The organism is Desulfosarcina variabilis str. Montpellier, from assembly GCF_048565275.1.
GTDB lineage: Bacteria > Desulfobacterota > Desulfobacteria > Desulfobacterales > Desulfosarcinaceae > Desulfosarcina > Desulfosarcina variabilis.
This window is the reverse complement of record NZ_CP159846.1, coordinates 1,821,322-1,845,096: the sequence shown is the minus strand read 5'-3', so window position 1 is coordinate 1,845,096 and position 23,775 is coordinate 1,821,322. Positions and strand designations below refer to the sequence as shown.

Below are 23,775 nucleotides of genomic sequence, written 5' to 3'. Positions count from 1 at the left end.
ATCACAAAAAAAAGGTGATTCTTGCACGGGTAGGATAATCTTTTTGAGCCGAGGTCATCGGCGCTATCATCACCAATCGAATATTTCTATTCATTTCATCAGATGAAAGAATCAAACACGGCCTGGTTTTTTGAATTTCCGATCCAACAGTGGGATCAAGGGTATCTCTGATGGTCACTCCAATCCGGCACGCAGCCGATTGATCTCAGTTCTGGCCTTGCTCAATGCTGATACCAGGCGGTTCCGATCCGCATTAATTGTAGCAATCTCCGCACCCAGTTCACCCAATTTCATTTTCAACCACGCGTGGTTAGGAAATTTCCGCATAATTTCATCGATTATTTCTTTTTGCTCAACCATAATGTACCTTTAAGTCAGAATGTGATTTTCACACTACAGGTTTCTTTTCACGACAAAAGCACAGCGGCGTCTTTTATTCACGATAATGGCACATGCGTGTGACAGATAAGGTCACACCGGAGCATCGATCATGAAAAAAAATGTCATCCTCATCGGCATGCCCGGTGCCGGGAAAAGCACGGTCGGCGTATTGTTGGCCAAACGCTTAGGCGTGGCCTTTTTGGATACGGATATTTTGATCCAGACCGGAGAGGGCTGCTACCTGCAGGAAATCATTACCGATCGCGGCCTGGATGAATTTCGCCGCATAGAAGAACGCTACCTGCTCACGGTCCCGCCAGATTGCGGCGTCGTGGCCACCGGCGGCAGCGCGGTTTACAGTGAGCGGGCCATGGCCCACCTGAAATCCCTGGGGCCTGTTGTTTACCTTAAAATCGGCCTGGCACTGCTTAAAAACCGTCTGGGCAACCTGGATGAGCGCGGCGTGTTGCGCATGCCCGGCCAGACCATTGATATGCTGTATGAGCAGCGCATTCCCCTTTATCAGCGCCATGCCGATATCATCGTTTCCACAGCCGGGGTGACACCGGATCAGGTGGTAACGGCGATCATGAGCGCCGTTTAGCGCCGACCGGATGGATGACGAAAAGTAATTAAATCAAGACTTAGAAAAAAAACTGGTCGTTGGATCAGGTTTTTTTTATGGGTTGCAGTGTGACCCATTCTATGACAAAAATAGTATTTGAAATTTGCATTTAAGATACATATACTTGCTTCCGATAATACAATGGTAAGCAAAGACAAAATTACCCCCCAGTGAACTAAATTAACGATAACGCTATCGAGGGAGAAAACCAGTGAAACGATGTTTCAGCCAGACCCATTTGGCCTTGTTCGCCGCAGGTGTGATCTTAGCCGGCCTGGCAATGGCCGGCTGTCAGGAAAAGAACCCGCAGCAGGCCCCTGCCGCCGCGGCCCCCATGCCGCAGGTTTCCGTGGTAACCATAAAGCCGCAATCGATCATGCTGACCACGGAGCTTCCTGGACGTACCTCCGCCTATCGCATTGCCGAAATCCGCCCCCAGGTGAACGGGCTGATCCAGAAACGGCTGTTCACCGAGGGGGCTGATGTAAAAGCCGGTGATGTCCTCTACCAGATCGACCCCGCCACCTTCAAGGCGGCCCTTGGCAATGCCGAGGCCGCCCTGAGCCGATCGGAAGCCACGTTGCCGGCAATTCGATCGAGGGTCGAACGTTACAAGGAGCTGCTGGCCGAAAAAGCGGTCAGCCAACAGGATTTCGACGATGCGGCCGCCGAGTTGAAAAACGCCGAGGCCGATGTTCAGTACTGGCAAGCCTCGGTGGAAACGGCGCTCATCAATCTGGCTTACACACGCATCACGGCCCCCATTTCCGGACGCATCGGCAAGTCCAACGTCACCGAAGGCGCCATCGTCACCGCCTATCAGGCCATGGCCCTGACCTCCATCCAGCAGCTGGATCCGATCTATGTGGACGTACCCCAGTCCACCACCGATCTGCTGCGGCTGAGACGGCGCCTGAAGGAAGGCCGGCTCAACCAGAGCGGGGAAGGCCAGAACAAAGTGGCACTGCTCTTAGAAGACCGCAGCACATACTCCCATGAGGGATCACTCCAGTTCAGGGACGTGTCCGTCGAGCAGAGCACCGGCTCGGTCACCCTGCGGGTGGTTTTCCCCAACCCGGACGGATTGCTGCTGCCCGGCATGTTCGTTCGTGCCGTTATCAAGGAAGGTGAAAACCAGGCAGCCATCCTGGTCCCCCAACAGGGGGTCTCACGGGATCGGCGGGGCAATCCCCAGGCCCTGATCGTGGATGAACAAGGCAAGACGGCGCTGCGCATGCTCACGGTAGAGCGTGCCGTCGGTGACCAGTGGCTGGTCTCAAAGGGCCTCGCCCCCGGTGACCGCGTGATCGTCGAAGGGCTGAAGATGTTGCGGCCCGGAACCCCGGTAAAGGCCGTCCCGTTCACCCCAAGCAACGCCGCACCGGCCGGCGGAACGAAGTAAGGGAGGCAACCGATGTTATCAAAATTTTTCCTGGATCGGCCGGTCTTCGCCTGGGTGATCGCCATCGTCATGATGACCGCCGGCGGCCTGGCCATTTACAATCTGCCGATCTCCCAATATCCGCCCATCGCACCACCGTCCATCGCCATCGAGGCCTATTACCCCGGTGCATCGGCGGAAACCGTTGAAAACACGGTGACCCAGATCATCGAGCAGAAAATGACCGGCCTGGCCGACATGCTCTACCTCTCCGGCGAAAGTTCGTCATCGGGAAGTTCCCGCATCGAATTGACCTTCGCTCCCGGCACCGACCCGGACCTGGCATGGTCCAAGGTTCAGAACAAACTCCAGTTGGCTACGGCCAGTCTGCCCGACGTGGTTCAGCGCCAGGGCGTCGAGGTCAGCAAATCGACCCGCAATTACCTGATCATCGTGGGCCTGGTCTCCGAGGACGGGAGCATGAACAACCACGACCTCGGCGATTATGCCCAATCCAACCTGGAGAAAATCCTTTCCCGGGTACCGGGGGTGGGCGAGGTCGAATCCTTTGGTTCCCAGTATTCCATGCGGGTCTGGGTCAATCCCGACAAGCTGACCAATTATCGTCTCACGATGCAGGATGTCATCGGGGCATTGAGAAGTTACAATGTAGAGGTCTCCGCCGGCCAGTTCGGCGGGGCGCCGTCCGTGAAAGGCCAGCGCCTGAATGCCGCCATCGTCGTCCAGCACCTACTCCAGACCCCGGACGAGTTCGCCGCCATCCCCATCCGCACCAATCCGGACGGGTCCGTGGTGCGCATCAGGGATGTCGGACGGACGGAGCTGGGCACCGAGCGCTACGGCGTTGTCAGCAACTACAACGGCAAGCCTGCCTCGGCCCTGGCCGTCCGTCAGGCCGCCGGCGCCAATGCGCTGGAGACCGCCGATAACGTCAAGAAAAAAATGAAAGAGATGAGCCGGTATTTTCCGCCCGGCATGAAGGTGGTCTACCCCTACGACACCACCCCCTTCACCAAGGTGGCCATCGATGAGGTGGTCAAAACCCTGTTCGAGGCGGTGTTTCTGGTCTTCGTGATCATGTATCTGTTCATGGGGACCTTCCGGGCCACCCTGATTCCCACCATCGCCGTGCCGGTGGTGCTGCTGGGAACGTTCGGCATCCTCGGATTTTTCGGCTTTTCCATCAACATGCTGACCATGTTCGCCATGGTGCTGGCCATCGGGCTGCTGGTGGACGACGCCATCGTGGTGGTGGAAAACGTGGAGCGTATCATGGCTGAAGAGGGGCTACCGCCCCGGGAGGCCACCGCCAAGTCCATGGACCAGATCACCAGCGCCCTGATCGGCATCGGCCTGGTGCTGGCGGCTGTCTTCGGCCCCATGGCTTTTTTCCCGGGATCGACCGGCATCATTTATCGCCAGTTTTCCCTGACCATCGCCGCTGCCATGCTGTTGTCGGTGGTCGTGGCCCTGATCCTCACCCCGGTGCTTTGCGCCTCCCTGCTCAAACCGGTACCGGCCGGACACCAGCCGGCCGACGGCGCCGTTTTCTTCCTGCGCCCCTTTTTCCGGTGGTTCGACCGCGCCTTTGACTGGTTTCGGGACCTGTATGTGAAACTCGTGGGCCGGGTGCTGGCTAAAAAGCTGCGCTACATGCTCGTCTTCATACTGATCGTGGTTGCCATGGGGATGCTGTTCAAACGCATGCCCACCGCCTATCTGCCCGACGAAGACCAGGGGATTCTTTTTGTTCAGGCCATCCTTCCGGGAAACGCGACCCTGGAGCAAACCGATGCGGTCATGGAAAAAGTCCAGAAGTTTTTCCTGAACAACGAAAAAGAGGCCGTTTCGTCGATCATGACCATATCCGGGTTCAGTTTTGCCGGCCAGGGTCAGAACATGGGGCTGGGTTTTGTCCACCTGCGTGACTGGGACCTGCGCGAGCGGCCGGACCTGAAAGTCACGGCCGTGGCCGGCCGGGCCATGGGCGCCTTTTCACAGATCAAGGAAGCCATGGTCTATGCCTTTCCGCCGCCGGCGGTCATCGAACTGGGCAATGCCCTGGGGTTTGACTTTCAGCTCCAGGACCGCGGCGGTATCGGTCACGACAAATTAATGGCCGCCCGCAACCAGCTGTTGGGCATGGCGGCCCAAGATCCACGCCTGACCAAGGTCCGGCCCAACGGTATGGAGGATGTGCCCGAATATATCATTGACGTGGACTGGGACAAGGCCGGCGCCCTGGGCGTTCCCATTTCCAGCATCCACAGCACCATCGCCGCGGCGTTCGGCGGCAGCTATGTAAACGATTTTATTCAGGGAGGACGCGTCAAACGGGTCTACATCCAGGCCGACGCCCCCTATCGCATGCTGCCCGAAGACTTGAGCAAGCTCTATATGCGCAACACCCAGGGCAAAATGGTGCCATTCAGTTCCTTTGCATCCGGAAGATGGACCCAGGGGTCGCCGCAACTGGAACGTTACAACGCCTTTCCATCCATGAACATACAGGGAGAACCGGCTGAGGGACGCAGTTCCGGCGAGGCCATGACCGCCATGGAGGAAATCGCCGCCAAGCTGCCCGAGGGGATCGGCTTCGACTGGACCGGGCTCTCCTATCAGGAACGCATGGCTGGCTCTCAGGCGCCGCTGCTCTATGCCTTTTCCATCTTCGTCATCTTCCTGTGCCTGGCAGCCCTGTACGAAAGCTGGCCGATTCCCATCTCGATCCTGATGACCCTGCCCCTGGGGGCCATCGGCGGCGTGCTCGCCTCCACCTGGCGGGGACTGCCCAATGATGTCTATTTTCAGATCGGGCTGTTGACCACCATGGGCCTGACCACTAAAAACGCCATCCTCATCGTCCAGTTCGCCAAGGCACGCGTGGAGGAAGGCGCACGGCTGACGACGGCCACCCTGGAGGCTGCCAAAACCCGGCTACGGCCCATCATCATGACCTCCCTGGCCTTCGGGTTCGGGGTCTTGCCCCTGTTTTTGGCCAGCGGTGCCGGCGCTGGGGCCCAACGGGCCATCGGCACCGGGGTGTTGGGTGGTATGATCACCTCCACCATCCTGGTAACCCTTTTTGCACCGCTTTTTTACGTGATGATCTACAAGGCCCTTGGAAAACATCGAAAGCGGGTAACCATGAAGCATATCAATGAGAAAGACGCAGGGGAGGCCATCTCATGAAAAGGCAATTGATGATCATCGGCAGCGTTGCAGGTCTGCTTTTGGCCGGCTGCTCATTCACACCTGAATACAACCGGCCCGAGGCGCCTGTATCCCAGCAGTGGCCCGATGGGCCGGCCTATGAAAAGGCCCCGGTGGCATCGCAAGAAAAACGTCCCGGCGACATCCCCTGGCACGAATTTTTCGCCGACCAGCGGATGCGACAATTGATCGAAATGGCCCTTGAAAACAACCGCGATCTGCGGCTGGCCGCGCTGAATGTGGAGCGGGCCCGGGCCATGTACGGCATTCAACGGGCGACGCTCTATCCTTCCGTGGACGCCACGGCAGAGGCCAGCAAGTCGCGTACCCCGGCGGATCTGTCTTCTACAGGAGAAGCCACGCATCACGAGCAGTACAGCGTCGGCCTGGGGGTCTTCGCCTGGGAGATCGACTTTTTCGGGCGCCTGCGCAGCCTCAGGGAGCAGGCCCTGGAGACTTTTCTGGCCACGGAGCAGGCCCGGCGGAGCACCCAGATTTTGATCGTTTCCTCGGTTGCCAACGCCTACCTGGCCCTGGCCGCCGACCGGGAAAACCTGCAACTCTCGCAGACCACATATGATGCCCAAAAGGCGTCCTATAATTTGATCAAACGGCGGTTTGACGTGGGGCTCTCCTCGGAGTTGGACCTGAATCGGGTAAAAAGCCAGGTGGCCGTGGCTAGGCGCAATATTGCCCGCTACACCCTGCGGGTGGCCCAGGACATCAACGCCGTAAGGCTTCTGGTGGGCAGCCAGAACCCGCTACCGGGCGACCTGCTGCCAGGCGATCTGGCCGGCGTCAAGCCGCCGAACACCATTACCGCCGGCGTCTCATCCCAGGTGTTGTTACTGCGGCCGGACATCCTGCAGGCCGAGAACCAGCTCAAGGCGGCCAATGCGAACATCGGTGCGGCCCGTGCAGCGCTTTTTCCCAACATCTCCCTGACCACCTCCATCGGGACCGCCAGCGCCGAGCTGTCCGGCCTGTTCAATTCGGGTTCCGGAACCTGGCTTTTCGGACCGCAACTTTCGATGCCGGTTTTCGACGCCCGCCTGTGGGCGGCAGTGGACGCAGCCAAGGCCGAGAATCAAATCGCCCTGACCAACTATGAAAAGGTTATTCAGGAAGCATTCAGGGAGGTCGCCGACGTGCTGTCCGTCGCCGGCACCATCGACGACCGCCTGGAAGCCCAGCAGGCCTATGTGGACGCAGCCTCGCAAACCTACCGGCTATCGGATATGCGCTATACCAAGGGAATCGACAACTATCTCAGTGTGCTCGATGCCCAGCGCTCATTGTTTGCTGCCCAGCAGGAACTGGTGATGCTGAAACTGGAGAAGATATCCAATCAGGTGCGGCTTTATGCGGTGTTAGGCGGCGGGGCCGAGTAGGTCGTGTCCGGATCTTTGGAACGCTCCAGCGGCCATCTGTTCCAGTATAGTAGCATGAATTACGTTGATCTATGGATCAGTGTTAAGTGTTAAGTTTAAAGTGTTAAGGAAAGGCATCCTATCGATTCCGATATAAAATTAGATCCGATCCACCGCTTAACACTTAACACTTAACACTTGAAACTTAACACTTTTACAAAACAGCATTGGCCGGCTCATCCAAATCCTCAAAATATTCCATATATATTCCTCCGGTTTGAATGAGCCGTCCGCCTTGAATGCGGGCGCAACCTACCATCTCCGGCCGCACACCAGGGTGCCATTTGCCGCGTTTGCGAATCGTTTTCGTTGTCAGCGAAGCGGTTGTCGTTTTCGTAATCTAAAATCAGAATAGCCTACAACGGCAATCGATATGACGAATCAAAAACAAAGACGCAGCAAAGCCCTTTTTACAAATCTTTTTATCTTCCTTTTGGCAACGATCCTCTGGGTTCCGTGTATCCGGTTGTTTTTCCGGCCCGACATCACCCAATACCGCAACCTTGGTCAAATCCCGGTCAAGGCGCGTATGCTTCTGGCGCGGCACCTCCAGATTTTGTCGGAGCCGGCCTTGCGGCAAAAGAGCTGGCAAAGATGCAAGAACGAAATCCGGAATGGGATTTTATGAGCCGCACCTACTTTGTGTTAGCGCTGGCCAATATTACTTTAGCGGACGAGACATTTAAAAAGCAAGGATGGAGAGTATTGACATCATCATCGATAACACCATTAGCGAGGAGAAAATAACCCCAGCGTTGCAACTTGGGGGATAACCCAACCCTGGGTCACCCATTAAGATCGGCGGGTGTTATTTTATTGGATTTTATTCTCCATCCATTCTTTTCGAAACATGGCGTATTTTTGTGTTTCGGCGCTTGTTACATTTGCTTACAAATGCGTACAAATTCTCCACAGACTTACACCCCACACTCTTGTATGTTCACGGCCGTAAGCGGAAACCATGGATATTCCTATACCTTGCTCAACGCTGAGAGTGGAACGACCCAAAGCCGCTACAGGTGAGAATGGTAACCCGCCCGGCTGCGCCCCCAGCCAGTAACATCTCAATTTAAAACCAAAGAGGAATTTGATGGTTATGCAGACAAAGAGACCCAAAAACCAGTCACTCCCTTTTCCTTATTTGGCATTGGGTCGGTGTCCAAACTGTTTACGGGTATCGCCATCATGCAGTTGGTGGAACAGGGACGTATTGATCTGGACGCACCAGTGGATCAGGATATCACTGATTTCGGGTACAAAACCCATTTCTTGGAAGCAGGCCCCCTGACCGTCAGAACCCTGATGACCCACCAATCTGGATTGGTCGGTGATATTTTTAAGGGCTGGGGTTCCACTTCCGGACCGGAACATCATTTCAGGGAACTGGTGGAGGATTTAAATGAAGAGTACCTGGCGTATCCGCCCGGTTATATCTCCACCTACAGCAATTGCGCAGTTGCATTGCTCGGTATTGTTATCGAAGAGGTTTCCGGTGTCGAGTTCAAAACCTATATCCAGAATAATATTTGCAGGCCCCTTGGTATGGCGACCTCCAATTTCTCTTTGCGTGATTACATGGTACCAATGTTGGCCAAATCCTATGACAGTGCGGGCGTTGAATCTCCCTTTTTATATATACGGGACGAACCGGCGGGTTCATTTATTTCAAACGCCCTGGAAATGTCACTTTTTATGCGAATGATACTCAATGGTGGAAAACTGTTTGGTCGGCGCATACTCGAACAGGCGACCCTGGAACAAATGTTTGTCCAACAAAACGGCAATGTTGAACTCGATTTTCCTGATGATCATGGTTTCAAATGGGGATTAAGCTGGGTGTTATCCTGGCCTTCGCTGGCGTATGCCGGGCAATATGTTGGCCATAGTGGAGGTATCCCTCATTATTACAAACAGATGCACATACTACCGGAACACGGTCTGGCTGTGATTGTGGAAACCAATTCATCGTCAGGGGATCAATTAAGTGCGGATGTCGCGGATATGGCCATGATAAAAGCCCTTGAAATTTTTTAAGGCATAACGCGCCCCAATCCAGACCCCTTGCCGCCAATGGTGTTACTGACCCAGGATCATGTCGTTCAGACAACCGGGATTTATGCCACAAATAATCTGGGGATACTGTCCATTTACCCCAAAAAGGCCGGTCTTTTTGCTAACTTTACTGAGCTGGGAGACATAGAATTGGAGTTGTTACCCCATGAGGACAGCTGGTTTTCTTTTTATTTTAATGACCAGCCGGCCACAGGTTTTGAAAATATCCGCATCACAGTTCAAAATGGCCCCCAGGAACGATTTGTCGGTATACAGTACCGTGATACAAGCGGTATCATTGTCTCTACTCCAATAGGCGCGGAATACGAAATACCGGAAGATCTGCCTGAGTCCTGGTTGAATCGCATCGGATTATACCATATTATCAATCCTGATCCGTATATGCTTATCAATTCCACCAATGCCTTGATTCAGGCCCTACCTTCAGGCGTTCTGCACCATACGCTTACAAATGATAATACATCCAACATTCTTGATCCGATCTACGATGATGAGGCCATAAGGACCGGCCGGGGCAGAAGTGTCAATGAGACCATTCAGGTTGTGGATTGCGACGGTGAAGAATGCCTGTATCATCTCGGATATTTGTTTAAAAAACAGTCATATACAAAAGCGTCGCTCGATACCCGACAAACCTTCAATGCGTCGGATTTGCAGAAAAAAGGCAAGGAGATCGAAAACAGACTGCTTAAGCGATTTTATTTTCCCGGGTTAAATGACTGATCGGCTTTCATTTGCCTGATAAAGCTGAATCCACCGTTTCGTTCCTGCAAAAAAAACGCTGCTTTTCTCGATGGATGGTTTCCGTTGAGAAAAGCAGCGTTATATAGTTGTTTGCGAAAAAAAATCTTTGAAATGGTTTTTTGCGTACTAACCCGAGCAACAGCTCCCAGCCGACCCACAGCTCTGGCAGCCACCGCCCAGCTCGAGGCTGGAAGAAATTTTAAACCCCATATTGGCGTAGTCAATTTCCACCGGTTGGGCCTGACTCAGCAATTCTTTATCCATGACAAACTGATAGCCGTTTTCTTCATGGATATTGTCCGAGGGTTTCACCTCATCCAGGGCCATGGCCAGCTGCTGGCCTCCACAGCCCTGGGTGAGAAAAACGCGAATAGGCCTGACATCCATGGTTTTGAAGTATTCGGCCACGGCTTGAACGGCCGGTTCGGTTACGTTGAACATGTTTGTTGTTCCTTTCGTTATGGTTGTAAAAGGCTGTTTGAAAAGCTCGTCGGATCCTCCGTGAAGGGACCCGGTCCAGCGTTTTCGAACAGCCTCTACCCCCTCAATTAAGCTCAATTCCCCTCGACCAATCCGCTGAAGACCATTCTCAGATCTTTGTCGGAAAGAGACGGAATCCAATCGTCATCCGCTTCGAGGTCATCTGAAGATGCGTGTGTTGATGGTGACGTCATTTTTTTAAAGCCGGGCCGTCTGATGGTATCACAACGTTCGGCGATCGACTCCAGGGTGAGGTGCGCACGATTGTTGTCGATCCAGCGGCTGCACTCATCATGGGTACCGGCGAACAGCAAATAAAGATCATTATCCTGTTTCAGGGTGACCAGACGATATCCAGCCCCCAAATCATATTTCCGGCATCCCTTGATGCGGCCCTCACCATGACGGGTAAAATTGCAAATGTCTCCGGGTGGTGTCTCACCACGCTTGAGTTCCTTGATGATAGAGTCTGTGCGGTCGGCAGCCAGACAGGCCCGGCGGCTCCCCTTTCTGAGCACCGACAGACACTTCTCCAGTTTGGGATCCACATGGATGTTTTCGATCATATTGCCGTCTCCTTGAAAAGTTCAGGCAGCGTCCGTCAATCCATCAACGACCGGTGTCGGTCCCAATCGGCGAATCTGCTCGGTCATTTCTTCAGCAATTTCGGCAAACCGCGGCCCCATGGCTGACGATAAGTTGAACATTTCAACGCGCTCCGGTTCGACACCCGCTTCCTCAAGAATCTTCTTGACCGCCAACACCTTTTTTTTGGTCTTCAGATTCCCCTCCACAAAATGGCATTCGCCCTCAAGGCATCCGGCAACACAGACACCGTCAGCGCCCTCCTCGATGGCTTTGAGCAAATGGAGCATGTCGACCCGGCCACTGCAGGGCAACTGAATAATTTTGATGTTGGCTGGATAGTCCAGGCGCATGGAACCGGCAAGATCAGCAGCAGCATATGCACAATACTTGCAGCAGAAAGCAACGATTTGTGGTTCGAAACGATCTGTGTTCATGGTTCCTCCTTTTTGCGTTCAATGTGTCAAACCGTCGGGCATTTCTCACATGCATCGGTCAGATCAGAACACCTCTCAGGCCTTGATATCACCAATAACGTAAAGTAACAGCTGCCCTTTCAAGGTACTGTCGGTCTTGACAATCACTCGACCGCGATACTGCCCCGGCACAGATTGGCGATTGTAAATAGTAACCTGATACCTTCCGTCATGTTCCTCTAATTGGACGTTGATTTTATCGGCCAAACGACGTTCCGCTTCGATCTTAATGATGCGAAAGGGATGCACCGAGTTCGGTATGATGGTTGCTTGGGCACTCAGGGAATCCCCTGTTTCTCCCCGCAACACGATCCGCCGGTTGGGTTCAATACGGGCAAACAGGCCAACCGGTCCCATTAGTCTCAGGTGCAACTCGGGCGACAGTGGATCATTGGTGTAAACGGTAATGCTTTTATCGAAACCATGCCCCCCGTAGCCCCGGGTGTCGCCCTTGACTTCTATTTGACCGCTTGACCCTGGTTCGATGGCATTCGGCCGGCTGGCCATCGTACAGCCACAACTCGTGCGAATGTCCAAAATCTCGAGGGGCACGCTGCCTTTGTTTTCAATAACAAAGGCATGGGAAACAATTTCACCTTCCAAAACTTCATCGAAGGTATACTCTTTTTCGACGATAACGGCCCTGGGGGCATTGGCCGGACTTTGCCCAAAAGGCTGATCTGCGGCCACTGCCCCGGCTATGCCGATTGCCATGATAGCAACGACAACCAATGCGATGGTGAAAAAGAGAGCATTTTGCTTTTTCACATTCACCTCAAAAAAAAAGCCACCCAACATCCTTGAAATGCAGGCAAAGGCTATTTTTTGCCTGCAAACGGGTCAGGCGTTCCCGGCTCTCCCGGCAGCCAGACTTCGGCCAGATCGGGACCCAGATAAACGCGTTCGGTTTCGGCCAGCGCGCCCAGAGACAACGCCAGCAAGGTCCACAGGTGAATCGTGTGATAACCACCTTCAAAATGCTCTTCCAAATCGTGAATCTGGGCATGGCAGTTATGGCAGGGCGTTACCACGTATTTGGCGCCGGTGGCCATGACCTGATCGAATTTGATCTTGCCGTATTGATGGCGGGCTTCGGTGTATCCTGACTGCAGGTATCCACCACCACCGCCACAACAAAAATTATTGGAGCGGTTGGGCGTCATATCGACAAAATTCTCCTCACCCACACAAGCTTTGATCACAAACCGAAGATCTTCGGCCAACGGATCGCCAAAGCTTTTGCGCACCTGCTGGCAAGGATCCTGACAGGTGAATCTGATTTTCAGGTCCTTGTTCCATTCGCTGCTGGGGTTGAGTTTGCCTTCCCGAATCCAACGCGCGTAATAAGGAACAATCGGCGCAATCTCCAGGTCAGTGTTTATCTTGTGTCGCTGAACCCCCATCCAGACCGAATAAGTCGAGTGGCCGCACTCGGTATTGAGGTAAATTTTACACCCCAGCGATTCTGCCTTGCGAATCGATTTCTCAGTTGTAGCTTTCCAGTTTTCATCGTCAGCCAGGAACATGCAGTAGTTCTCGCCTCCCCAGCCGGTGCTGCCATAGGTCCAATCCACACCGGCCAGATGCAGAATCTTCCATAACGGCCCCATTTCCTCGGGCTCAGTGACCGGCTCGCGGGAGTTCTGGGTAAGAAAAAACTCGGCGCCCTCCTTGTCCATGGGGGCCTGCAGGTTTTCCCAGCCGGGTTGGTCCTCACGGATCTCTTCGGATACATCTTCGACAACAAAAATAAAATCATCCGGAGGCGTGCCCATGGCGCTGCAACTGTCGTTACGAAGGGCCATATCACAAGAGGCCAGGATGCCTTTGGGCCGCTCCTCGCGTGGCCAAAGTTGACGCGCTTCGTAAACCAGCGCTGGAATATTGATGGCCATGGGACAGACATAGATACAGCGTTGGCACAAGGAGCACATCCACACCCACGGATGACCGGTGATTTCATCGTCCAGTCCCAATGCGGCCATGCGCAGGAACTTGCGCGGGTCCATGTTTTCCAACCCGGTAGCCGGGCAGCCCGATGCACAGGCACCGCAGGTGAGACATAGATTCAGGTTGCCTCCCTCCGGAAGAATGTCTTTGACCTTCTGGATGAAGCTGCTTTTCCGGTTGTTTTTGATTTTTATGGCTTCAGTTTCGCTCATGCTCACTCCTCTCACGCATCCTTAGGTTTAGTTGTTTCGATGCAGTTGGGGTTTAAGGGTCGCGACCCTAATCACAATTGCTTGGTTGCGTTGTTAAACGATTAATGCAATCTGCGCATGCGCGGATACGACAAAACCGAAGCCCCAATCACCACCCCGCATTATTCGGAAAGGCGACCATGGGACGTTTCAACCTAAACTGAAAGCTCAGCATAGGTTCAATCATTGGCAGCGCCAACACGTGACAGATCCCCACATTTGCGTCTCACGCAAACGATAAAGGCGTTTTTTTCAATTGGCGATCAGCTGAACCGACACCACAGGGAGGGGGCTCGATCCCAAACGCCATCACGCTGGCCAGCCGCGTTTCTTGAAAGGAGGTCACACAAAAAAGGCGGCTTTTCAGTCTTATCCAGTGCATACCGACCCGGGCAGCAAACCGGGGCCCTGTCATGTAAAACCGAAAAACCGATACATAGATAACCCTTTGGATAGGAAATTGATGTTTTTCATCCAATCTCTCAACCACGGATAAAAGTCAAATTTATTATGTCGATAACGATTTATAATTGCATTGATAATAACTGTTTGACTATCCCATGGGCGAGAATTAAACATATTTGTTCATTCCTTGGAAAATACAGACGAGGATGCCCGTTACCCAAAGAGCGCCAACTATGCGAGTCAACAATCCCGCAATCCCCATATGTCCTTGGCTGTATCGCCTCTTACCTTGGAGCCTGGGTTGTATTTTTGTCTATTCTGGAATCACCAAGCTTTGTGCCCCCCATTTTATTAAAGAGACAGGCGCAGTCAAACTGGTACGAAAAGTTCAACGCGGCGTCTACGCTTTGGTGACCACCGAGCAGTTCAAGGTGTGGACAGCGGCAAAGACATGGTTATTGTGGATACCATGCCATATGAGGCCTTCTATAAAAAGGAGCATGTCCCGGGCACGCTTCAGTTATTATTTCCCATACTGAATATGAACCAGGGCACTCAGGAATCCAATGACAAAACCAAAGTCGAAAAATGAACAATCAACAAAAAAACCAGGACTCGCAAACCGAGGCATTGATCAGCGGCATCGCTGACCGTGCCCGCAATCTTTATCTGACGCGGCAGATGCTGTGCACCGAAGCGGTGCTGGCGGCCCTCAACCAGGGACTCGGGGGAGGCTTGACCGACACCCAGGCAACAGCCATGGCAGCTCCTTTTTGTATTGCTCTGGGAGACAGCGGCTGTCTGTGTGGTGCCTTGAGCGGTGCCGTCATGGGCACCGGGCTGCTCCTGGGCAAAGACGGTGCTTACAGGAAGCGTAAAGGCATGCGGGACAGCGCCCGCCAGTTGCATGACCAGTTTAAACTTGCCCATGGCGCCACCTGCTGCCGGGTGTTGTCTAAAAAAGTCAAACACGATTCAAAGGCCCATTTCGATCAGTGTGCCGGTCTGACGGCGCGGGCCGCTGAAATGGCGGCGCGACTGGTGCTTGAAAAACGGCCCGAATTAGCAGGTCAGGCGAATAACGCCTTCATCAACCGGCGACAATCCGTCCTCGGCGGCATGCTGTCCCGTCTGGCGCATCTGTTTTCACGTTGATTATTTACCATTTTACTAATACCTGAAAGGCCCGTTTGGGATAAGAGAGGACAAAATCATGAGTGAAGATTACAAGCAAATGTGGAGTGACCTGGGGTTGGATCTGGGTGCCCATGATGCCTTGCTAGAGGTATTGGGACAAGGCTATCAGCAGATCTTTTTATCCCAAAAGAATCGGCCCGAGGGTATGGCCTATTTTGACTTTGTCATGAGCGAGGTTCATGGCCTGCGCATCAAGGAGTTAGTCGATGAAAAAGCGGCCGGACGCAAAATCATTGGTTCGTATTGCGTATTCGTGCCTGAAGAGATCGTCCTGGCGGCCAATGCCACCCTGGTGGGCCTGTGTTCCGGTGCCGATTTTGCCACCGAAGACGTGGAAAGGTTATTGCCGCGCAATACCTGTGCGCTGATCAAATCCTCATTCGGCTTCAAACTGGGCAAAGTCTGTCCCTACCTGGAGAGCGCGGACATGATTGTGGGTGAGAATACCTGCGACGGCAAGAAAAAAGCCTATGAGTCCCTGGGGCCGCTGGTCGACAATCTTTATGTCATGGACCTGCCGCAGGTCAAATCCGAAAACGGCAAAGCCTTGCTCAAAGCCGAATACCTGCGTTTCCAGGCGGCGGTTGAGAAACTGACCGGCGTTGCCATTACCAAAGATTCCCTGAAAGCGGCCATCCGCACGGTCAACGCCAAACGGGCGGCCATCCATCGGCTTTTATTGCTGCGCAAGGCTGATCCCACACCGATTTCCGGCCTGGACGCGCTTTTGGCCAACCAGGTGTTTTTCTATGACAACCCGGCCCGGTTCACCGAATCGGTCAACAAAATCTGTGACGAACTGGAAAAACGTATCGACAACGGGCAAGGCGTCTTCCCTGCGAAAACGCCGCGCATTCTGGTGTCCGGCTGTCCTCAGGCCGTGCCCAACTGGAAACTGCCCATGATCGTCGAGACTGCCGGTGCGGTGATCGTCGGCGAGGAATCCTGCGTGGGCGAACGCGGTACCCGTAATCTCACCGATGAATCCGGGGAAACCGTGGATGGGATGATCGATGCCATCGTCGATCGCCACTTCAAGGTCGACTGCGCCATTTTTACCCCCAATCCGGACCGCCTTGCGCACATTCAGCAAATGGTCGCCGATTACAAAGCCGACGGTGTGATTCATTATGGACTACAGTTCTGCCAGCCGTATCTGATGGAATCCATCCCGGTCGAAAAGGCCCTGGAGGACGCCCAAATTCCCTGCCTGCGTATCGAAACCGATTACAGCATGGAGGATTTGGGACAGCTTACGACAAGGGTGGAAGCGTTTGTCGAGCAATTGAAATAGGAGAATAAATGAGCAGGCGTTTTGCAGGCATTGACATCGGCTCACGGACCATTGAACTGGTCGTGGTCGACGAGGCAGGAGAAATTGTTGAGAGCGTTCAGGCCGACACCGGCTTCGATCCCATGACCGAAGCCAAGCAGCTTATCGACGGGAGAAATTTTGATCACATCATGGCCACCGGCTACGGTCGCAACCTGTTCGAAATTTCCTTTGATGCGTCGACGGTCACGGAAATCAAAGCCCACGCCCGGGGCGCACGGACGCTGTTCCCCGACATCCAGACGGTCATCGATATCGGCGGGCAGGACAGCAAGGCCATTGCGCTGTTCGATAATGGCCGGGTCAAAAAATTCGAGATGAACGATCGCTGTGCCGCGGGCACGGGGAAATTTTTAGAGATCATGGCCAAGACCCTGGGGTTTACGATTGACGATTTTGGACACGAAGCGCTTTCGGCCGATAGCGAGCTAAACATCTCCAGCATGTGCACGGTGTTTGCTGAATCCGAGGTCACCTCCTTGATCGCCAAGGGAGAAAACCGCCAGCAAATCGCCCGGGGACTGCATGCCAGCGTCATCCGCCGCATCGCCGGAATGGTCAATCGGGTCTCATCCGATGGCGACATCGCCTTTACCGGCGGCGTCGCCAAAAATCCGTGTATGCACAAACTGCTGGAGGAAAAACTGGGCCGCACCATCCGCTTGCCGGACGATCCCCAACGGATGGGTGCGCTGGGTGCAGCACTCTTGGCAGCGGAAAGTGGTTCGGCATAGCTACGAATAAACTGTTTCTGATCCCCAATCATTTTATGCAACATTGGAGTGATAATTCTCAGCGGAAAGCGATCTTGAACCGTGTTCGATATTAACGTGCGTGCGGATGCTTTAGAAAGCAGGGGGCCGTCCAAGACGGTTGCGTCCCGAGACCCATGGAAGCAATTTGATAAATTCTCAGCGTCCTGCCTGATCGAACTTGAGGCGGCCAAAGAAGCCGCCACGATCATCGCCGGCATCTATTGCATCTTCGCACCCACCGAATTAATACGCGCCGCCGGAGCGATCCCGGTGGGATTGTGCGGAAAACAGGAAGCACCCATTGCTGCTGCTGAGCAAATCCTGCCCAGCGCATTGTGCCCGTTGATCAAATCCAGCTACGGATACGCCGTCACCAACACCTGCCCGTTCTTTGACGCCTCGGATGTCGTTATCGGTGAAACCACCTGTGACGGCAAAAAAAAGATGTTCGAGCTGATGGCCGATATCAAGCCCCTGCATCTGATGCATCTGCCCTACGCAACCACTTCTCGAGCGGCACTTGAGTTCTGGTACGCCGAAATCCTGAGGCTGAAACGATTTCTTGAGAGGCTCACCCACCAGACAATCCAGATGGATGAATTGGCAAGGCAAATCAATCTACAGAACCGAATTCGCTTGTCTTTCCAACGTCTGTTGCAGGTCAACCACCCCGGAAGGAATCCCATCAACGGCATGCGCATGCTCAGTGTACTGGAATCAAAGGGATTCGTTGTCGACCCGGAAAAATATTTGGAGGACCTTGACGCATTAATCAATGCACTTGATCGTTCACCGCATCCAGACGCTTCTAATGGATCTGCCAAACCGCGTATTTTGCTGACCGGCACCCCCCTGGGTCGCGGTTCAGAGAAAGTTTTGCAACTCATTGAAGATGCCGGCGGCGTGGTTGTTTGCATGGAGAATTGCACCGGAATAAAAAGTATTTTCAATCTGGTGGACGAGACCGACCCGGATCCCATCCGCGCGCTCGCCAAACGATATCTGAAAACCCCTTGCGCCTGTATGACGCCCAACACCGAAAGATTGGAAATGCTCTCACGCCTTGTCCGCGAGTATCAGATCGATGGAATTGTAGATCTGACCTGGCAGTGCTGCCATGCCTATCATATTGAGTCCACATCCGTGGAGAAACTCGCGGAACAGCAAATCGGTATCCCTTTTCTTCATATCGCGACTGATTATTCGCCATCGGACACCGGTCAATTGGGCGTCCGTATCGAAGCATTTCTTGAACTGTTGAAAAACTGACAAGCTGAAAATCTGAGAAACTGAAAGGGAGAGGTTCCATGAAACTGAAGCCGACAACACGACGTGAATTCATTAAAACTGCAGGCAAAGGCACCGCGGCTGCGGTATTGTCCACCGGTTTGGCGCCCATGGTCTGGCCGGTTAAAAAGGCTTTTGCCGGAGTCGATACCGTCAATTTTGCCTACATTCTTTCCGATCACCACGCGCCATTGATGGTGATGGCCAAAAACTGGGAATTGTTCCGGGACAAATATAACATGTATATCAAACCGGTCGCAGAAGGACGGCTTTACGATTTTTATTATGACGGCGCAAAGCTGGCCCAAATCAAAACAATCCCCACCAAAAAAGGCCCGGACGTCGAAAAACTGGTTGCCCAGGGCAGTGTGGACATGGCCATCAGCGGCACCCAGGCGATTTTGATGTCCGTCGATAAAGGGGTGGACACTCAGATTATCTCTCCACTGCAGACAGCGGGAAATGTTTTTGTCCTGAAAAAGGATCTGCCGGTAGGCACGTGGGATGAGTTTATTGGCATCGTGAAAGGCAAGCACAAGCAATTTAAAATCGGAATCCCCGGCCCGCATACCGTTGCCGCCATTATCTTCCGGTCGGCGCTGGATTATGAGAAGGTCTCTTATACCGAAGATGCGGCGAACAAAGATGCCGACATTTTTTTCATCAATATGAAAGGTCACGGCAACCTTGTCGCGGCCTTGGGCAACAACATCACCGAAGGGATCATCGGCGCACAACCGTTTCCGTCGGTAACCATCGACCGCGGGTTGGGCAAACTGGTGTTGAATCTTCAGGATGTGCCGCCTGACCACCGCTGGCAGGGACACGCCTGCTGTTCTCTCGAGGCAACCGGCCAATTCCTTGACAAGCAACCGCAATTGGCCACCCGGCTGGCGGAATTGCTGGCCCTCGGCGTAATGACGGCCAACACCGATAAAGCGTTGACCGCCACATCCTGCTCGGCCTGGCTCGGCGTACAGCCGTCGGTGGAGACCGAGGCCATGACATCGCTGAGCTATACCATCGAGCCGACGCCCCAGTGGAAAAACAGCGTTTATACCTACGTTGAAGCCATGGACAGCATGGGCATGTTCTCCGGCAAGCTCAAGGGCAAACGGGGAACAGATATCGATGCGCTGGCATTTAATTTTCAAACCATGGAAAAAGCCAAAGCCAATCTGAGCGCAAAAGGCATCACCGTCTAATCCATGACCGTAAAACAGTGCCAAATGGCAGCATCGCGGTTTGTTCTGCCGGTTACCATTGCCGGCCTGTGGCAGGTAATTGCCGTTTACCTGGACAAGCCGACGGTGTTGCCTCAGCTAAATACGGTGGCGGCCGTTCTTTTTCACCCGACTGCCAAAATACTGATCACCGGCAGCCTGCTGGACAATACCGTGATCAGTCTGGCAAGGGTCATGCTCGGTTTTCTGCTGGCGACCGGGATAGCGGTACCGATGGGATTGATGATGGGGTATTTTCCGGTGGTAGAGCGCTTTGTCGATTCCACCGTGGAAATGTTCCGCCCCATCCCCCCACTGGCCTGGGTACCCTTGATTCTGGCCTGGTTCGGCATTAAAGGGCTCTCGGACCTGTTTCCTTCCATGGCCGCCAGTTCGCTGGTTGCCGGCATTCAATTTTCCACCGTGCTGATTATTTTTATCGGTGCATCGTTTCCGATCCTGCTGAGTACCATCCAGGGCGTAAAAAACATTCCGGTCGAGTACCTTGAATCCACGCGAACTTTGGGAGCAAAGCGTTTTTCCCTATTGTTCAAAGTGATTATCCCGGCGGCCCTGCCCCTGATTGTAACCGGTCTGCGCATTGGGCTGGGCATCGGCTGGATGTGTCTGGTCGCAGCGGAAATGATGCCCGGTTCCAACTGCGGTCTTGGTTATCTGATCTGGTATGCCTACGAACTGCTCAGGGCGGATATCATTGTCGCTGGAATGATCGTGATCGGTGTGATTGGTTTTCTCATGGACCGCTGCTTTCGAATTTTTGAACAACAGCTTAGCTGGCATAACAAATAATAGACCATTGCTCTGTTTAGAAAACGTATCAAAATTTTATAAAAATGGTGACAACCGCAAGGTGATCGCCGTAGATCAGCTGAACCTGACGATTCAGCCAAACGAGTTTGTCTGTATCATTGGTCGGTCAGGGTGCGGCAAAACAACCACGTTGCGGATGATTGCCGGCCTCGAAGCGGCGTCTGAGGGGAATATTTATCTGAATGGGAAGAAAATTACCGGGCCCGGAGCCGAGCGCTGTGTGGTGTTTCAAAAATATACCCTTTTACCCTGGCGGAGTATTTTAAATAACATCGCTTTCGGGCTGGAGATAAAAAAGATCAATAAAAAAGAGCGTCACCGGGTCGCCAGAAAATTCCTGGATCTGGTCGGGCTCAGTGATTACGCCGATGCCCTGCCTTACGAGCTTTCCGGTGGCATGCAGCAGCGGGTGGCCGTTGCCCGGGCCCTGGCGGCGGACCCGGATGTGCTACTCATGGACGAACCGTTTGGTGCTCTTGATGCCCAGACAAGAAACAGTCTGCAAAACGAGTTGATCAAAATTTGGCAGAAACAGCGTAAAACCGTACTGTTTGTCACCCACAGCATTGGCGAAGCTGTTTATCTCGCCGACCGCATTATTCTCATGGATGCGAAAAACAGTGGCGTTCACCAGATTTTTGAGAACCCCTTGCCCCGACCAAGAGACAGAAACAGTTCCCATGCGCGCTCGTTTTACCAACAGGTCCACCAGGCACTGGAAGCGATCTGATGGAGACCATGATCATTACTGCAACGGCAATGTTCTTGGCCAGTCTGGTAATGGGGCTGACGGGTTTTGGATTCGCTATGGTCGGCATCGGCATCATGTCCATGTGTGTCCCCATCAAGACCATCATTCCATTCATCTTCCCCTATAATGTGTTGATGAACAGCGTTTTGATCTGGCAACTGAAAGCACATCTGTCCGTGGCCCGCGTAATACCGCAACTGCTGTTCTTCCTGCCCGGCGGGCTGGTTGGCAGCCTGCTCCTGGTGCATTGGGCTGATGCGAGCCTTAAAGTCATGGTGGGCATCACGCTGGTGGGGTTCAGCCTGTGGGGGTTGATACAGCCGGAACCGATCTTGAGCCGGTCCTCCACCCTCTGGTCGGGAATTGCCGGTTTTAGCGCCGGATTATTGGGCGGCGCCCTATATATGCCGGGGCCTCCGGTGATTGTGTACAATACGGCCATTGCTTCCGATCAGTTTCAGTTTAAAGTGGATCTTCAGCTTTTTTTCCTGTTTACCAATATCTTTTTGCTGTTCGGTTATGCTTCGTTGGGGCTTTTTTCCTGCCACAGCCTGAAAATGACGTTGTACTATTCGCCTTGCATTGCACTGGGCCTTTTTGCCGGCCTGCTGATTTTTCGTAAACTGACTCACCGGAAATTCAAAGCCGTCAGTACACTGGTGTTAGCTTGCCTGGGCGCCGGTATTCTGGCACGCACATTATTGTGAAAGATTCCGACCATGAGCACGATAACTGAGAAGACACCGGGGCCGTTTGGAACGGTTTTTCCGATCAACAGCCTGCCGGGATATCAGTTGGTAGATGCCGGCATCGACCGCATCGTTCTGGATGCCGACACGAAATTCGAGGCCTGCCAACGCTATTACGACCGGGTCGATAGCGATATCCTGTTTTTCTTCAGCGATATTGTCATCCAGGCTGAAGCCATGGGCGCCACCATCAACCTGTCGGCCTCGGCCATGCCCAGCATTGCCGCGCCGGCCAAAACAATTGATACCCCCACCCCTGTCGATCATTCGCGCATGAAAGCCAATGGCCGGGTCACCCGCCGTTTGAAAGCACAATTTCCCCACAAACAGATGTCGACCATCGTGTATGGCCCTTTTACCGTGGCCGGTCAGCTTGCGGGAGAACAGACGCTTTTAAAGAATGTTATTCATGATCCGCAGGAGGTTGACGCCATTCTGGCGAAAACATTGAAAACGGCCATGGATTACGCGGATTATCTGCTGACCGCCGGTGCCGATATCCTGTGGATTTCAGATCCGCTGGCGGCCCTGTTGTCCCCCAATAGTTTCTGGCGTTTTGCCGGTGAACCGCTGGCCGCTGTTTTCAGCCGCTTCTCATCCATCCCGTCTATCGTTCATATTTGCGGAGACATATCAGCCGTATTGCCTCAAGTCATCCAAACGGGTGTATCAGCCATCAGTTTTGACCAGTGCATGGATCTTTTGGTGGTGGAAGATGAAGTCCCGGATCATATCACCATCATCGGTAATGTGGATCCGTCGGAGACCATTGAACAAGGAAGACCGGATCAAATCGAGGCGGCGGTCGTCGACCTGGCCACCCTGATGGGCGGCAAATCCAATTATGTGATGAGTTCCGGCTGCGCGCTGCCACCAATGACACCAATCGAAAATGTTCAGGTGTTTACACAAACCGCCAGAAAGCATCTGGGCAAGATAAAGCAGCAAGCCGAGTATTTGTCCGCGATCCGTGAATCGGTCTACGCAGGTGAAAGAGAACAGACCATCCGTGCGGTGGACACAGCGCTTGCTGAAAAATCACCGGCAATGACCTTGATCGATGCCGGATTGATGCGATCGGTCAGAAAGGGCAGCGCCTGTTACGAGACGCAAAAGTGTTTCCTGCCCGATATACTGCTCATGGCCGATGCCTTTTATGCTGGATATGGAAATATCCGGAAGCTTTTGCCCCAGCAGTCATCATGTCGGGTGGATGTCATCTTGGGAACGGTCAAAGGCGATTGCCACGAAATCGGCAAAGATCTGGTCAGGATCTTTCTTGAGATCAACGGCTTCAATGTTTTGGACTTGGGCGTGAACGTGGAACCGGCGGAGTTTATCGACAAGGCCCGTTCCATGAATGCACCCATCATTGGACTGTCCGCCTTTATCACCTCGGCCAGACAGCAGCTCAAGGCCGTAATTGAGCAAGCTGAAAAAGAAGGCTTAAAAAATACGCGGATCATCGTCGGCGGGGCAGCGGTGAGCAGAGGAATTGCTGTCGACATCGGCGCCCATGGCTATGCCAGAAATGCCGTGGCAGCAGTGCAACTGGTCAAAGACTGTTTTTCTGAAAAGGATTGCACGCATACAAAAAACTGACATGAGTTGGATCGTCTCACGGATTTCTCAAA

Annotated in this window: 23 protein-coding genes; 16 read left to right on the top strand and 7 right to left on the bottom strand. The window is 53.5% G+C overall.

Annotated features, from left to right (window positions below; all coding sequences use genetic code 11):
* Nucleotide 1: 1 nt before the first annotated feature.
* Entirely contained in the window at nucleotides 2-178 is a 177-nt protein-coding gene (locus tag Dvar_RS08185; protein ID WP_419661203.1) for a type II toxin-antitoxin system PemK/MazF family toxin, read from the bottom strand.
* Nucleotides 175-360, bottom strand: coding sequence for a hypothetical protein (locus Dvar_RS08180; RefSeq protein ID WP_419661202.1), 186 nt, complete (start codon nucleotides 358-360; stop codon nucleotides 175-177). The genes Dvar_RS08185 and Dvar_RS08180 overlap by 4 nt, the downstream gene beginning before the upstream one ends.
* A gap of 130 nt (nucleotides 361-490) precedes the next feature.
* Between Dvar_RS08180 and Dvar_RS08175 the strand changes: the two genes are divergently transcribed.
* The 7 genes from Dvar_RS08175 to Dvar_RS08145 all read left to right on the top strand — a co-directional run bounded on the left by Dvar_RS08175 (nucleotide 491) and on the right by Dvar_RS08145 (nucleotide 9,847).
* The gene (locus Dvar_RS08175; RefSeq protein WP_419661201.1) at nucleotides 491-985 is read left to right on the top strand and encodes a shikimate kinase; all 495 of its coding nucleotides are present in this window, start codon (nucleotides 491-493) and stop codon (nucleotides 983-985) included.
* 232 nt (nucleotides 986-1,217) lie between these two features.
* Nucleotides 1,218-2,408 (top strand): efflux RND transporter periplasmic adaptor subunit, encoded by a 1,191-nt coding sequence (locus Dvar_RS08170; RefSeq protein WP_419661200.1) that lies wholly within the window; start codon nucleotides 1,218-1,220, stop codon nucleotides 2,406-2,408.
* 12 nt (nucleotides 2,409-2,420) lie between these two features.
* Nucleotides 2,421-5,600 (top strand): efflux RND transporter permease subunit, encoded by a 3,180-nt coding sequence (locus Dvar_RS08165; protein WP_419661199.1) that lies wholly within the window; start codon nucleotides 2,421-2,423, stop codon nucleotides 5,598-5,600.
* Nucleotides 5,597-7,012 (top strand): efflux transporter outer membrane subunit, encoded by a 1,416-nt coding sequence (locus Dvar_RS08160; protein WP_419661198.1) that lies wholly within the window; start codon nucleotides 5,597-5,599, stop codon nucleotides 7,010-7,012. Before Dvar_RS08165 ends, Dvar_RS08160 begins: the two co-directional genes overlap by 4 nt.
* A 495-nt stretch (nucleotides 7,013-7,507) precedes the next feature.
* Entirely contained in the window at nucleotides 7,508-7,798 is a 291-nt protein-coding gene (locus tag Dvar_RS08155; protein WP_419661197.1) for a hypothetical protein, read from the top strand.
* Between the two features lie 294 nt (nucleotides 7,799-8,092).
* Entirely contained in the window at nucleotides 8,093-9,085 is a 993-nt protein-coding gene (locus tag Dvar_RS08150) for a serine hydrolase domain-containing protein (protein WP_419664088.1), read from the top strand.
* 168 nt (nucleotides 9,086-9,253) lie between these two features.
* Complete coding sequence (locus Dvar_RS08145) at nucleotides 9,254-9,847, top strand: hypothetical protein (RefSeq protein WP_419661196.1); 594 nt, start codon at nucleotides 9,254-9,256, stop codon at nucleotides 9,845-9,847.
* 147 nt (nucleotides 9,848-9,994) lie between these two features.
* Here Dvar_RS08145 and Dvar_RS08140 read toward each other — a convergent pair whose 3' ends face one another.
* The 5 genes from Dvar_RS08140 to Dvar_RS08120 form a co-directional block, all read right to left on the bottom strand.
* Entirely contained in the window at nucleotides 9,995-10,309 is a 315-nt protein-coding gene (locus Dvar_RS08140; RefSeq protein ID WP_419661195.1) for an IscA/HesB family protein, read from the bottom strand.
* A gap of 113 nt (nucleotides 10,310-10,422) precedes the next feature.
* Nucleotides 10,423-10,914, bottom strand: coding sequence for a hypothetical protein (locus Dvar_RS08135; RefSeq protein ID WP_419661194.1), 492 nt, complete (start codon nucleotides 10,912-10,914; stop codon nucleotides 10,423-10,425).
* Nucleotides 10,915-10,935: 21 nt separating this feature from the next.
* Nucleotides 10,936-11,370, bottom strand: a complete 435-nt coding sequence (locus Dvar_RS08130) for a hydrogenase iron-sulfur subunit (protein ID WP_419661193.1) — start codon at nucleotides 11,368-11,370, stop codon at nucleotides 10,936-10,938.
* 75 nt (nucleotides 11,371-11,445) lie between these two features.
* On the bottom strand, nucleotides 11,446-12,177 hold the full coding sequence (locus tag Dvar_RS08125; protein WP_419661192.1) for an OS_HP2 family (seleno)protein: 732 nt from the start codon (nucleotides 12,175-12,177) through the stop codon (nucleotides 11,446-11,448).
* A gap of 50 nt (nucleotides 12,178-12,227) precedes the next feature.
* A complete protein-coding gene (locus Dvar_RS08120) occupies nucleotides 12,228-13,571 on the bottom strand; it encodes a (Fe-S)-binding protein (protein WP_419661191.1) in 1,344 nt (447 codons plus the stop codon).
* A gap of 1,032 nt (nucleotides 13,572-14,603) precedes the next feature.
* On the opposite strand from Dvar_RS08120, the gene Dvar_RS08115 reads away from it, so the two are divergent.
* The 9 genes from Dvar_RS08115 to Dvar_RS08075 all read left to right on the top strand — a co-directional run bounded on the left by Dvar_RS08115 (nucleotide 14,604) and on the right by Dvar_RS08075 (nucleotide 23,743).
* Entirely contained in the window at nucleotides 14,604-15,170 is a 567-nt protein-coding gene (locus Dvar_RS08115) for a C-GCAxxG-C-C family protein (protein ID WP_419661190.1), read from the top strand.
* Between the two features lie 58 nt (nucleotides 15,171-15,228).
* Nucleotides 15,229-16,506: a double-cubane-cluster-containing anaerobic reductase gene (locus Dvar_RS08110; protein WP_419661189.1), complete on the top strand. Its 1,278-nt coding sequence runs from the start codon at nucleotides 15,229-15,231 to the stop codon at nucleotides 16,504-16,506.
* Between the two features lie 8 nt (nucleotides 16,507-16,514).
* Nucleotides 16,515-17,279, top strand: coding sequence for an acyl-CoA dehydratase activase (locus Dvar_RS08105; RefSeq protein ID WP_419661188.1), 765 nt, complete (start codon nucleotides 16,515-16,517; stop codon nucleotides 17,277-17,279).
* Between the two features lie 81 nt (nucleotides 17,280-17,360).
* Nucleotides 17,361-18,569 (top strand): double-cubane-cluster-containing anaerobic reductase, encoded by a 1,209-nt coding sequence (locus tag Dvar_RS08100; protein ID WP_419661187.1) that lies wholly within the window; start codon nucleotides 17,361-17,363, stop codon nucleotides 18,567-18,569.
* Between the two features lie 38 nt (nucleotides 18,570-18,607).
* Entirely contained in the window at nucleotides 18,608-19,792 is a 1,185-nt protein-coding gene (locus tag Dvar_RS08095; RefSeq protein ID WP_419661186.1) for an ABC transporter substrate-binding protein, read from the top strand.
* 3 nt (nucleotides 19,793-19,795) lie between these two features.
* Nucleotides 19,796-20,620 (top strand): ABC transporter permease, encoded by an 825-nt coding sequence (locus Dvar_RS08090; RefSeq protein WP_419661185.1) that lies wholly within the window; start codon nucleotides 19,796-19,798, stop codon nucleotides 20,618-20,620.
* Between the two features lie 61 nt (nucleotides 20,621-20,681).
* The gene (locus Dvar_RS08085) at nucleotides 20,682-21,371 is read left to right on the top strand and encodes an ABC transporter ATP-binding protein (RefSeq protein WP_419661184.1); all 690 of its coding nucleotides are present in this window, start codon (nucleotides 20,682-20,684) and stop codon (nucleotides 21,369-21,371) included.
* On the top strand, nucleotides 21,371-22,099 hold the full coding sequence (locus Dvar_RS08080; protein ID WP_419661183.1) for a TSUP family transporter: 729 nt from the start codon (nucleotides 21,371-21,373) through the stop codon (nucleotides 22,097-22,099). The genes Dvar_RS08085 and Dvar_RS08080 overlap by 1 nt, the downstream gene beginning before the upstream one ends.
* 12 nt (nucleotides 22,100-22,111) lie before the next feature.
* Nucleotides 22,112-23,743 carry a uroporphyrinogen decarboxylase family protein gene (locus tag Dvar_RS08075; RefSeq protein ID WP_419661182.1) on the top strand — a complete coding sequence of 544 codons (1,632 nt, stop codon included), beginning with the start codon at nucleotides 22,112-22,114 and terminating at the stop codon, nucleotides 23,741-23,743.
* The last annotated feature ends 32 nt before the right edge of the window (nucleotides 23,744-23,775 follow it).

What these genes read in the sequence shown, in the direction of transcription:
- Dvar_RS08180 (WP_419661202.1), bottom strand. Translation starts at nt 360, where the DNA reads ATGGTTGAGCAAAAAGAAATAATCGATGAAATTATGCGGAAATTTCCT.
- Dvar_RS08175 (WP_419661201.1), top strand. Translation starts at nt 491, where the DNA reads ATGAAAAAAAATGTCATCCTCATCGGCATGCCCGGTGCCGGGAAAAGC.
- Dvar_RS08165 (WP_419661199.1), top strand. Translation starts at nt 2,421, where the DNA reads ATGTTATCAAAATTTTTCCTGGATCGGCCGGTCTTCGCCTGGGTGATC.
- Dvar_RS08160 (WP_419661198.1), top strand. Translation starts at nt 5,597, where the DNA reads ATGAAAAGGCAATTGATGATCATCGGCAGCGTTGCAGGTCTGCTTTTG.
- Dvar_RS08140 (WP_419661195.1), bottom strand. Translation starts at nt 10,309, where the DNA reads ATGTTCAACGTAACCGAACCGGCCGTTCAAGCCGTGGCCGAATACTTC.
- Dvar_RS08135 (WP_419661194.1), bottom strand. Translation starts at nt 10,914, where the DNA reads ATGATCGAAAACATCCATGTGGATCCCAAACTGGAGAAGTGTCTGTCG.
- Dvar_RS08130 (WP_419661193.1), bottom strand. Translation starts at nt 11,370, where the DNA reads ATGAACACAGATCGTTTCGAACCACAAATCGTTGCTTTCTGCTGCAAG.
- Dvar_RS08120 (WP_419661191.1), bottom strand. Translation starts at nt 13,571, where the DNA reads ATGAGCGAAACTGAAGCCATAAAAATCAAAAACAACCGGAAAAGCAGC.
- Dvar_RS08115 (WP_419661190.1), top strand. Translation starts at nt 14,604, where the DNA reads ATGAACAATCAACAAAAAAACCAGGACTCGCAAACCGAGGCATTGATC.
- Dvar_RS08110 (WP_419661189.1), top strand. Translation starts at nt 15,229, where the DNA reads ATGAGTGAAGATTACAAGCAAATGTGGAGTGACCTGGGGTTGGATCTG.
- Dvar_RS08105 (WP_419661188.1), top strand. Translation starts at nt 16,515, where the DNA reads ATGAGCAGGCGTTTTGCAGGCATTGACATCGGCTCACGGACCATTGAA.
- Dvar_RS08095 (WP_419661186.1), top strand. Translation starts at nt 18,608, where the DNA reads ATGAAACTGAAGCCGACAACACGACGTGAATTCATTAAAACTGCAGGC.
- Dvar_RS08090 (WP_419661185.1), top strand. Translation starts at nt 19,796, where the DNA reads ATGACCGTAAAACAGTGCCAAATGGCAGCATCGCGGTTTGTTCTGCCG.
- Dvar_RS08080 (WP_419661183.1), top strand. Translation starts at nt 21,371, where the DNA reads ATGGAGACCATGATCATTACTGCAACGGCAATGTTCTTGGCCAGTCTG.
- Dvar_RS08075 (WP_419661182.1), top strand. Translation starts at nt 22,112, where the DNA reads ATGAGCACGATAACTGAGAAGACACCGGGGCCGTTTGGAACGGTTTTT.